Genomic DNA, 11,478 nt, shown 5'->3' with positions numbered 1-11,478 from the left:
CAATCCCTGGTGAAACAATATGCAAAACTTCTTAAATATAAAAATAACTGTGCAGTTGCCTATGCCAGAAATGGTGCTTGCGGTGCCTGTGGTTTTGTAATTCGTCCTCAGGTTCGTATTGAGATACAACAGCGGAATAAGATAAATTATTGTGAAAATTGTGGCCGGATTTTAATGGAGAAATTTGAAGATTTATAAATTCTACTTGACGATTAATCTTAAATATTATTAACTGCTTTTTAAGGTAAAAAGGATAAAAAATTGAATTTATATCTTGACAGAAAAGTTGAAATGGATATTTTAATATTAGTTGATTGTTAATTCTGTTTTCATAGTTGGTTGATTATCCGATTCCAGTGCATTAAAGATATTACAGGATACTGGCTGTAAAATAAAGTTAGAGATTATACTTCAGCCAGTGGAAAGTGATAATATAAAGAACATAAATGTACAAAAGGAGTTAACCTATGAAACGACTATCATTACTTCTGGTGATGATAATCACCGTGTGTGCAGCTTTCGCAGGCATTGATGAGTATTATACCTTCAACGCTACCAGCGGAACCTACACTCCTATCGTGGGAACCAATGCGAATATTTCTTCTGATGATGCAATCTCAGAAGCAATTCCCATTGGCTTTTCCTTCCCTTATGGGGATTATATCTACACTGAGGTTAAGATTTCATCTAATGGCTGGATTGGTTTGGGTACTTCTCAGACGGGTAGTAACCTTACCAACAACTTAACTTCTACGAGTTATGTCCCCATCGTAGCCCCTCTTTGGGATGACTGCAGCCTGGCATCAGGTAGCTGTGAATATCTAGTTTCAGGCACAGCACCCAATCGCATCTTTACCATTCAATATACTAACCTGAAATGGAGATACGGTGCTACTACTTTCTTCAATTTGCAAGTTAGACTCTATGAGAATGGTAAAATTGATTTTGTTTATGGTTCTTCTACTGGTGATCCTAACACTCCTAGTGCCTCCATCGGCATTAATATGCTTCCTGGAGGTTCAGGATGGTTTTACAGTATAACACCAGGAACTCCAGCTACTGCTTCAACTACTACTGAAAATGCAATTATTGCAACCTGGCCCGGTGAAGGAACTATCTATGAGTTTAACCCAGTTGTGGCTGTTCCTAATGATTTAGCTGCTCTTTCCATTACTGGTAATACTACTCCTACCGCTGAACAGAGTTATGATTATGTTATAACTGTTCGCAATCGTGGTACCAACCCACAAACTACTTATCAGGTTAAGCTATTATTAGGAACCCAAGAAATTGGTTCAGTAAATGGGACTGCCATTCAAGCTGGAGAAATTCTAACCTTTACTATTCCCTGGACTCCCTCTACTGCAGGTCCTGGTGTTCTTTATGGTAAAGTAGTGTTGACTGGAGACCAGAATCCAAACAATGACCAGACACAACCACTAGCTATTACTGTCCAACCTGCTGGAGTCCAAGCAGTAACCATTGGTTCAGGTAATGAATTAGCTCGTGTTCCTATGGATTTCTACTACAAAAATTCCCTTTTTGAATGTCTGTTTTATCCGGATGAACTGGGCTTTACCAGTGGAACCATAACTTCTTTAGCTTTCTATAATAACTTTGCTGATTCACCTGCTAACGGTGCCACCAAGATCTGGTTAGGCACAACTAATCAGGCAGACCTTAGTGCCGGATGGATACCCTCCACTCAATTGACTCTGGTATTTGATGGTAATATCACCTATCCTTCCGGAGCAAATACCATTACTATACCACTACAAACACCCTATATGCATACCCCCGGCAATCTGGTAATGATGGTTGAGAGACCAATGGATACTCAGTATTATTCTTCCTCCGATAACTTCCAGGCTCAGACTATTGGAACAGCTCGTGCTTTGAAAGTTCAAAGTGATAGTACTGATTATGATCCTGCTAATCCTCCAGCTGGCACTACTCCATCAGGCCAGTTTCCTAAAACTACTATTTTCTACACGGGACAAGCAATTGTAAATGATTTAGGTTGCTTAACTATTAGTGGTAATACCACACCCAGTGTGGGTGCAGCAACACCCTATACTATTACAGTCAAGAATAATGGGACCGCAGTTCAAAGCAATTATACGGTTAAATTGATGAAGGAAGGCGGCGTTCTGCTTGGTTCTGTTCCTGGAGTAACCATCAATTCTCTGCAGACTTTGGATTTCACTATTAACTGGACTCCTAGTGAGACTGGAGCTACCTATATCTATGGTGAAGTTGAGATGACTGGTGATGAAATAGCTACTAACAATCAGACACCGCATCTAAATGTTAATGTTCAGTCCGCAGGTACAGTAGCCATAACCGTTGGAACAGGAAATAGTACTGGACGTATGCCTATGGATTTCTTCTATTATAACTCTTTATTTGAAACGATATATCTCTCTTCAGAACTCAATATTGGCGGTCTGCTTACTGATATTCAATTCTATAATAACTTCTCAAGCAATCTACCTAATAAACCAACCAATATCTGGGTAGGAGAAACTACGCAGACTGATCTTTCTGCTGGTTGGATACCATCTACTCAATTAACCCAGGTATTCAGCGGAAATGTGAACTATCCCAGTGGTCAAAACGACATCTTGATTCATCTTACTACACCTTATGCCTATGGTGGAGGAAATCTCGTAGTGATGGTTGAGCGTCCTATGGATACTCAATATTATAGCTCTTCCGATGTATTCCGCACTCAAACCGGGACGGTGTCTAATCGTACTCGCAATGCCTATAGTGACAGTGTAGATTATGACCCTGCCAATCCTCCCACAGCTACTCCGACAGCTATGTTCCCAATGGCTACTTTTATGTTTATAACTGATGGATTGGGAGCTATTAATGGCACTGTTTATGGACCTGGTAATGTTCCTCTTGCTGGTGCTACTGTCACAGTTGTTGGAACTCCGTTATCTTACACTACTGGAGCGGATGGAACTTTTTTGTTCCCTTATGTAGCTGAAGGTGAACATCAGGTTACTGCTACTAAACACGGATATAATGAAGTAACTAATACTGTAACTGTAGTAGAAGATCAGACGGTGACTACTAATTTTACCCTCACTCCTCTTCCTCAAGTTACGGTAAGTGGTCGTATTGTAGGAAGTGACCAACCCACAGTTGGCTTAGCTAATGCAACTATCACCCTGACTGGTTATGAAAACTATGAAGCTACTACTGATGCCAATGGACAGTTCTCCATTCCCAATGTCTATGCCAATCATACTTATGACTATGTGGCACATGCTACAGGTTATCAAAATGCTACAGGTCAAGTGGTGGTCGGTTCAACTGATGTCAATATGGGAGATATAGTTGTTAATGAGATGGCATTCCCACCTTATCAAGTTGTAGCAACCGAAGCAACCGATGGTTCTAATGTTTCTATCACCTGGATGGCACCGAATCCCAATGCGGTTGGTGAATGGATTCATTATGATAATGGTGAGAATAATGATAGTATAGGTACTGGTGGAGCGGCTGATTTTGATGTAGCAATACGTTTCCCTGCCTCTGCTTTACAGGATTATGCAGGTATGAGTCTCTATGCCGTGAAAGCCTGGCCTGCTCAAGCAGGAACTTTCTCAATCCGTGTTTGGACTGGCGGTAATGCTTCTGCTCCAGCTACTATGGTTGTAGACCAACCTTTCACACCAACCTTAGATACATACAATACCGTAATGTTAAATAATCCAGTGACCATAACTGGAACAGAGGAACTCTGGTTTGGTTATCGTTGTAATGTAACGGGAGGATATCCTGCAGGTTGTGATTCAGGTCCTGCGGTAGATGGTTTTGGAAATATGATGTATTTCCAGGGCAGCTGGTCTACCTTATTGCAATTGAATCCGGCTTTAAATTATAACTGGAATATTCAAGGTTATGTGGGATATTCTGCTCCTACTCAAGCACCGGAAATTGGACCGATTACATTACAAGCAAATAGTCTTTCTAAAAGTGAGACCAGAGATCGTGTTCTTGTGGGATATAAAGTATATCGCTTGCTATCTGCCAACCAGAACAATGAATCTCTTTGGACTCTTTTAACTCCAACTACTATAACTAACACCAGTTATGTGGATAACACATGGCAACCTCTGCCTTCTGGTGTTTACAAGTTCGCTATTAAAGCTGTATATACCAATAATGTTCTATCTCCTGCTGCTTTCTCCAATGAAATTCACAAAGGTATGATGGGCACATTAACTGGAACGGTTACTGAATTTGGTACCAATGTCCCTATTGAAGGTGCCACCATTACAGCTGGTGAATACAGCGGTACTTCAAATGCTCAGGGTGTATATTCCTTCAGCGTCTATCAGGGAACTTATACCGTAACCTGTTCTAAACCAGGATATCAAACTGCAACTCAAACCGGAGTAAATATCGTTGGACTTCAGACTACCACATTAAACTTTGTTCTAACTGAAATAACACTACCTCCTGCAGCAGTTCAAGCAGTTGAGGCCAGTCCCACAACTGTTAATATAACCTGGATGGCACCTGGTTCGGGCGCAAATATCAGTGAAGGTTTTGAAGGCACGCTCTTCCCACCTGAAGATTGGTCTCAGATTATCACAGATAATGGACCTCCAGTTGGAGCAGGTATCTTACCTACCTGGTGTCAAGCAGGAACTATTGCCTTAACCCCTCCTGTTCCGCCTCATGGTGGTTCTTATCAAGCAGCAATGTGGTGGGATTATGTTCATCAGGATGAATGGTTGATTACACCTCAATTCGTCTGTCCTGGTGGTGATTTAACCTTCTGGAGTTATGTCTATTTAGGCAGCACTAATGGTGATCACTACTATATCAAAGTATCAACTGATAATGGTAACACTTGGACAGTTCTCTGGGATGCCAGTGCTCTAACAGGTGGCTGGAACTACTATGCAACTCCTATCGTGATTGACTTAGATGCTTATGCTGGACAACAGATTAAGCTTGCCTGGCATGCTGATGATCCACCTTCTAATGATGGAATGTGGTATGTCTGGTTCGTAGATGATATTACTGTAGGTAATGCTAAGGAAACTATTCATTTCACTAACAATGAATTGACTCGTATAAGTGCAAGAGATGATTCATATCCTCAACTTCGTACAGTTAGCCCACAACTTCCAGCAAGTCGTGCCATGGCTAAAACTTCGTTGATAAATAGCTATAAGCACTCCACTCCAGAGACAGTCATTAGAAATGATAGAGTTCTTAATGGTTATAAGGTCTGGCGTTTGCTTCAAGGACAAGAGAATAATGAAAGTGCTTGGACTCTGCTTACTACAGATGTCATAACTGCCACAGCTTGGCAAGATACTGGTTGGGGTTCTGTGCCAGATGGAATGTATAAATGGGCAGTAAAGGCTGTTTATACTGGTGGAGCCCTTTCTAATGCAGCCATCTCCAATGCCTTACCCAAATTAACTCAGATAGGAACTATCGCAGGCACAGTTAAGAATCAGCAGAATGCGCCCATTATGGGAGCAACGGTAACCTGCGGAACTATCACTGCTACCACTAATGCCAGTGGTGCATATAGTATGCAAGTACCAGCAGGAACTCATAGTGTTACTGCCAGTGCACCAGGTTATGATTCGGTTACTCACTCTAATGTGATTGTGGTAACGGGGCAGACCACTACCGTTAACTTCATACTTCCTCCGAGCAGTACTATTATCTTACTGGAGGATAGTTTTGAGACCTATGAGAACTTCGCTCTGACCTTTGCTCCCTGGACCTGTGTGGATGTAGATCAGAGTGCCACTTATGGTATTTCAGGATATAGTTTCCCCAATTGTTATTCACCTATGGCATACATTATCTTTGTGCCCTCAGCTACTACTCCTCCACTTACTGCTACAGATGTAACTCATACTGGAAATAAGGTTGCTGCCTGTTTTGCTTCCACTACACCTCCTAATAATGACTGGTTGATTACTCCAGTGCTTAACGGACCGACTCAGATAACCTTCTGGGCACGCTCTTATACCGCTCAATATGGACTGGAGAGATTTAAGGTAGGAGTATCTACTACGGGAACCAATCCTTCTAACTTCACTATCATCAGTGGACCTAACTTTATAGAAGCTCCTGTGGACTGGACCGAATACACCTATGAGATGGAAGGATACACGGGTAATGTGTATATTGGCATTCAGTGCGTATCTAATGATGCCTTTATCTTCCTGTTAGATGATGTTACCGTTGAGGGTACTCCTTTAGAGGATCCCAATGTTCCAGTGCTGGCAACAGAGCTGCAGGGTAACTATCCTAATCCATTCAATCCAGAGACTACTATTCGCTACAGTGTGAAAGAGACCAGTCCTGTAACCATTGAGGTCTACAACCTTAAGGGACAGCTGGTACGCACCCTGGTGAATGAAGTCAAGACTGCAGGTAACTATTCTGTAGTCTGGAATGGAAGAGATAATAACAATCAGCCTGTATCCAGTGGAGTCTATTTCTATAAGATGAATGCTGGTAAATACAGCAGCACTAAGAAAATGATTATGATGAAATAAACAATTCCTACCATAACTCCTAGCCCCGGATAGGTTTTTACCTTCCGGGGCTTTTCTTTCCTCAGTAAATCAAAAGTATTTTTAATAAATATGATCATTTTCTTATACCGTGAATCCACTTTGGTTCAATAATTGCATATCTATAAAATTAAGTTTAATAAAGGAGAATGAAGATGAAAGCACATTTTCAATGTTTCTTAATCGGATTGATAGTTTTGGCATTTATTGTTCTACCTATTAGTTTGATTGCCAATAACAATAAATCGACTCTTTCTGACAGAACTCAGATTTCGGTAACTATTGGAGCCGGTAACCTTGTAGGCAGGGTTCCGGTAGATATGTCCTATAGAACAAGTTTATTTGAAACCATTTATCTTGCTACGGAGATGAATGCTGCAGGAACAATAACAGATATAATGTTTTATAATAATTTTGAGAGTAATTTAACTGATAAACCAACCCAGATTTGGTTAGGAGAAACACTTTCCGAAAATCTAACGAATGGTTGGATCCCAGCTTCCCAATTAACCCAGGTTTTTGCGGATAATGTAGATTACCCTTCAGGAATAAATACTATTACTATACATCTTACTAATCCTTATAATTATAGAGGAGGCAATCTGGTAATGTTGGTATATCGTCCTTGGGAAGAGGATTTTTATTGGATGAATCAAGATTTATTTGCATGTCAAATTAATGGAGACAATCGTTCTCTGGTTACTTATAATAACAATACGCAGATTAGTCCTGATAATCCTCCAACGACGGGAGTAATCGGTCTTTTCCCGAAAACTACATTTCTAATTAATGTGGATGGAATGGGAAGCTTGAGTGGAAATGTTAGCTCTTCTGGTATACCTCTGGAAGGTGCAAGAGTGCAAATTGAAGATAGTCCATTATATCGTATCACGGGAGCAAATGGCAATTATAGCTTCCCTTATATTCAACCAGGAACATACACTATTACTGCCTCAAAATTAGGTTATAATCCTCAATCTCATACAGTTACTATTCTTGCAGGTCAATCAGCCACTCAAAATTTTGCTCTTACCGGTATCCCGGAAGTAACCGTGGAAGGAAGAGTAGTAGGAAGTGATGCACCAAATGTTGGTATTGCAAACGCTACCGTTTCTTTTACGGGATATGCAGATTATACCACTGTTACCGATGCTCAGGGTTATTTCATATTTTATAGTGTCTATGCTAATCAAACTTACGACTATACTATCGCAGCACCAGGATATCAGATTTATACTGGACAGGCAGTGGTTGGTTCTTCCAATTTAGATATGGGTGAAATTGTTTTAAGCGAGATGGCATATAGTCCAATAAATGTTATTGCTACTGAAATTAATAATGGAACAGCGGTACAGATAAGTTGGCAGGAACCTTTAGTCCCCGAAGAAGGGTGGATTCATTATGATTCAGGACAAAACTTTAATGCTTTTGGAACTGCAGGTTCTGCTAATTTTGAAGTAGCTGCTCGTTTTCCTGCTGATTCTTTAGCTGCTTATGCTGGTGGTTATTTACAAGCTGTAAAGATTTGGCCTGCTATGGGTGGTAACTTTGTAGTGCACATCTGGTTAGGTGGAAATGCTCTTGGTCCTGGTCCTATGGTTCTAAGCCAACCTATTATTCCTGTATTAAATACCTGGAACACAGTTATGCTAAATACACCCATTCTTATCACTGGAACGGAGGAACTCTGGATTGGTTATCTTTGTGATACCACAGGTTTTAATCCTGCCTATGCTGGATTTGATGAAGGTCCCGCAGTAAATGGTTTTGGGAATATGATTCTCTGGCAGGATCAATGGACGACCTTACTAGCAGTAAATTCTTATTGTGACTTCAACTGGAACATTCAGGGTTATGTGGGTTTAACTCCTCCTGCATTATCAACTTATGCTCCAGAAATAAATTTAAATGCATTTAATGACCGAAGTATGATTGGATTCAAAGTATGGCGACTACTTCAGGGACAGGCAAATAATGAAGATTTCTGGGTGAGTCTTAATGAACAACCAACGACAGATTTATCTATAATAGATACAGCCTGGAATAATCTTCCTGATGGTACTTATCTATGGGCAGTCAAATCAGTTTATACAGGTGGAGTGATGTCCGATCCAGCATTTTCCAATTCTCTCACTTTAATCACACCAGTGGGTACTATAGCAGGTTTTGTGCGTAGCACTTCTAATGTTCCCATAAGTGGAGCAACTGTGACTTGTGAAAATGTAAGCGTTACCACCAATACAGCTGGAGCTTATACTATGCTGGTTGCAGCTGGAATACATAGTGTGACTGCAAGTCATCCAAATTATCAATCTCAAACACAGGAAGGAGTTCTGGTTCAGGTAGGATTGACCACCACCTTAAACTTCTTTCTACAAGAGACTGCCATCCAGGATGATAATATTCCAGTTGTCAGAACAGAACTTCTGGGAAATACGCCCAATCCTTTCAATCCCGAAACTATAATCTATTATAATATTAAGGAAAGTACTCCTTTGAAAATTAATATCTATGATATGAAAGGACAGTTAGTTAAGACTCTAATAAATGAAGTTAAAACTCCTGGACATTATAAAGTTGTCTGGGATGGAAAAGACAATCATAATCAGCCTGTTTCCAGTGGAGTCTTTTTCTATCAGATGCAATGCAATAACTACAGCTGCACTAAAAAAATGTTGTTGCTCAAATAAAGTTAAGAATATTTACATTAAGGCGGAGTTCATTTTTCTCTAAACTCCGCCTTTTATATTTAGGTTGTAAGCTTATAGATTCATAAATTTTACAAAATAATCCAAAAGAAAATATTACTTTAAATCACAGTCTAAAGTAGGATAGCTATTTAACCTTGACATTATTTCGCAAGTTATTTACTTAAAATAAAATCTCCCAATGAGGGACTAATGAAAAAATCAGTTTATTTAACCTGTATTTTTATATTGTTTATAAGTTTTTTAACCGCTTCCGAAACAAGGTTAAAAATTAGTAATCTCTTTGAACTCAATGCTTACGCTAATAAGAGAGTTGGTGAATTAAATTACTATGATATAAATTTTTCCAAATCAATAAATGCTTATCCCGATAGTATCGTAATTATTTTCTCAGCTTTAGAGATGGATTTAACCGTAACTCTTACCCCTGAAAACAATTTTTTAATTAATGCTATACGATTTAATATCAGAGCCCTTTTTAAACAGGAAACCTATATCCACGAACTATATTTAACTATGGATAATTCAAAACAGCATATTTATCCAATCTTAAAAGGGGTTCCAGCCATTGAAACAAACGATTCTTCCAAGAATAAAAATATTACTCCCTTTATGGACAAAGTAGTGGAATATACTTGCGGAGAACAACATTTCTGGATTGTGGCATCTGAATACGAAGGCTGTGACGGAATAGAAGGATTAATGGCAAATAAGATTATGCTTTATGATTTCCACTGTCATTTTTATCGTGCTTTTGATGCCAGGACTCAACAAAACCATTTACTACGAGATGCATTTTATAACCCACCAAATAGCTATCATCAATGGGCTTTTCTACTTTTTAAACAAAAACCTGTGCTTCTGGATATTAATAGATGGTTAGGAAACAGTAAAGCGGCACTATGCATCACTAATGATGCAGATAGTGAATGTCTATCAACTCTGCAAGCTGTTTTTGAAGGAAGTAACAATCCTGCTAGTCCAAAATATTATAATAAAGGATTTTTTGCCCGAAACATCCCTATTACCAATACTATTTTTGGAATCAATCAACCTTCTTTAGGAGAGATGTGGACAAAAATCCAAGATTATGGAAACCGAATTGGTTATCATACTTATTCTCCTTTAGCAGATCCTCCAGGAACTAATGCTCAAGCCCTACTGAATGATTTAGTATCATATAACATACGCACTTGGATAGATCATGCAATCCCTCATAATCCTGAAGATATAGCTTACAATGGTCTTTATCCTGATAGTTTAGGTTATGTAGCAGATGTTATAAATCAATCTCAGATTGACTATATTTGGCCTGCGGATACACTTCCCTCTAATCCTTTCAATGCTTATGATGAACCTTGGCGTTTACCCCATATAGTTTATGAGGCAAAAACTCTCACCCGTCCTATCTGGTTTTATGGTAGAACAAGAGAAGAGGTATGGGAGTATACTAATTATTATAATCCTGTCTGTATGAAATATTTAATAACTCCTGATAATCTTGATGCTCTTATCGTAGAAAATGGTTTGCACATTGCTTACACTCATCTTTCTATAGGTTCTCACTCCAGTGTAGTTGGTTTCTACGAAATAACACCAACTGGAGACTATGAGATTAGAGATGATGTGGATGAGATGCTTCAGATGCTGGATTTCTATAGAAGAGAACGAGGACTCTGGATTGCACCCTTAGAGGATATCTTTGACCGAATGTTAGCTATTGAACAGGTGAAAATTACTTCCATTGAACCTTTAGACGACGATTTCTATAGAGTTACCCTGCATAATTATTCTGACTTTGATATCCCTCAACTTTGTATCAAATATAAAGAAAGGGATTATATGATACCTTTATTAGCAGCAGGAGAAAGTTATCTGCTTTATCTGGCTAACTATTCTCCTGATGAACCAATTCCTCCTGCGCAATTTAATGTCCGTTATCAAAATGGCAATCTGACTATAAAGGATATAACTGGATTAAATATAGACCCCTTAAGACTGGAAATATTTAATATCCGTGGACAGAGAATCCTTTCTCAGCATCTGGTTAATAACGGTCCTGAAATTAATCTTCCTTTTGCTAAATATTCTTCTGGTATCTATCTGATGCGTCTTTCTCCCGATAATGGAACTAAACCCGTAGTATTAAGGTTCTCTATCGTGAAGTAAATTAGAGGTTTTAACCGAAATGAAAAAAT

4 protein-coding genes are annotated in these 11,478 nt (G+C 39.2%); all 4 read left to right on the top strand.

Translation table 11 applies throughout. The annotated features are described in order from the left end of the window. Positions 1-198, top strand: a 198-nt coding sequence (locus tag E0946_RS01030) for a C4-type zinc ribbon domain-containing protein (protein ID WP_243713681.1), incomplete at its 5' end; no start/stop codon positions are given. 269 nt (positions 199-467) lie between these two features. Then, on the top strand, positions 468-6,554 hold the full coding sequence (locus E0946_RS07365) for a carboxypeptidase regulatory-like domain-containing protein (RefSeq protein WP_243713680.1): 6,087 nt from the start codon (positions 468-470) through the stop codon (positions 6,552-6,554). 173 nt (positions 6,555-6,727) lie between these two features. Then, entirely contained in the window at positions 6,728-9,262 is a 2,535-nt protein-coding gene (locus E0946_RS01020) for a carboxypeptidase regulatory-like domain-containing protein (protein WP_165942043.1), read from the top strand. A 210-nt stretch (positions 9,263-9,472) separates the two neighbouring features. Next, a complete protein-coding gene (locus tag E0946_RS01015) occupies positions 9,473-11,449 on the top strand; it encodes a T9SS type A sorting domain-containing protein (protein ID WP_133200608.1) in 1,977 nt (658 codons plus the stop codon). The last annotated feature ends 29 nt before the right edge of the window (positions 11,450-11,478 follow it).

It is taken from the genome of Candidatus Syntrophosphaera thermopropionivorans (assembly GCF_004353895.1).
GTDB classification, from domain to species: Bacteria; Cloacimonadota; Cloacimonadia; order Cloacimonadales; family Cloacimonadaceae; genus Syntrophosphaera; species Syntrophosphaera thermopropionivorans.
This window is presented reverse-complemented; position numbering and strand designations above follow the sequence as displayed.

Bases quoted from the DNA above. Each gene is read 5' to 3' on its own strand.
- E0946_RS01015 (WP_133200608.1), top strand. From the start codon at position 9,473: ATGAAAAAATCAGTTTATTTAACCTGTATTTTTATATTGTTTATAAGT.
- E0946_RS01020 (WP_165942043.1), top strand. From the start codon at position 6,728: ATGAAAGCACATTTTCAATGTTTCTTAATCGGATTGATAGTTTTGGCA.
- E0946_RS07365 (WP_243713680.1), top strand. From the start codon at position 468: ATGAAACGACTATCATTACTTCTGGTGATGATAATCACCGTGTGTGCA.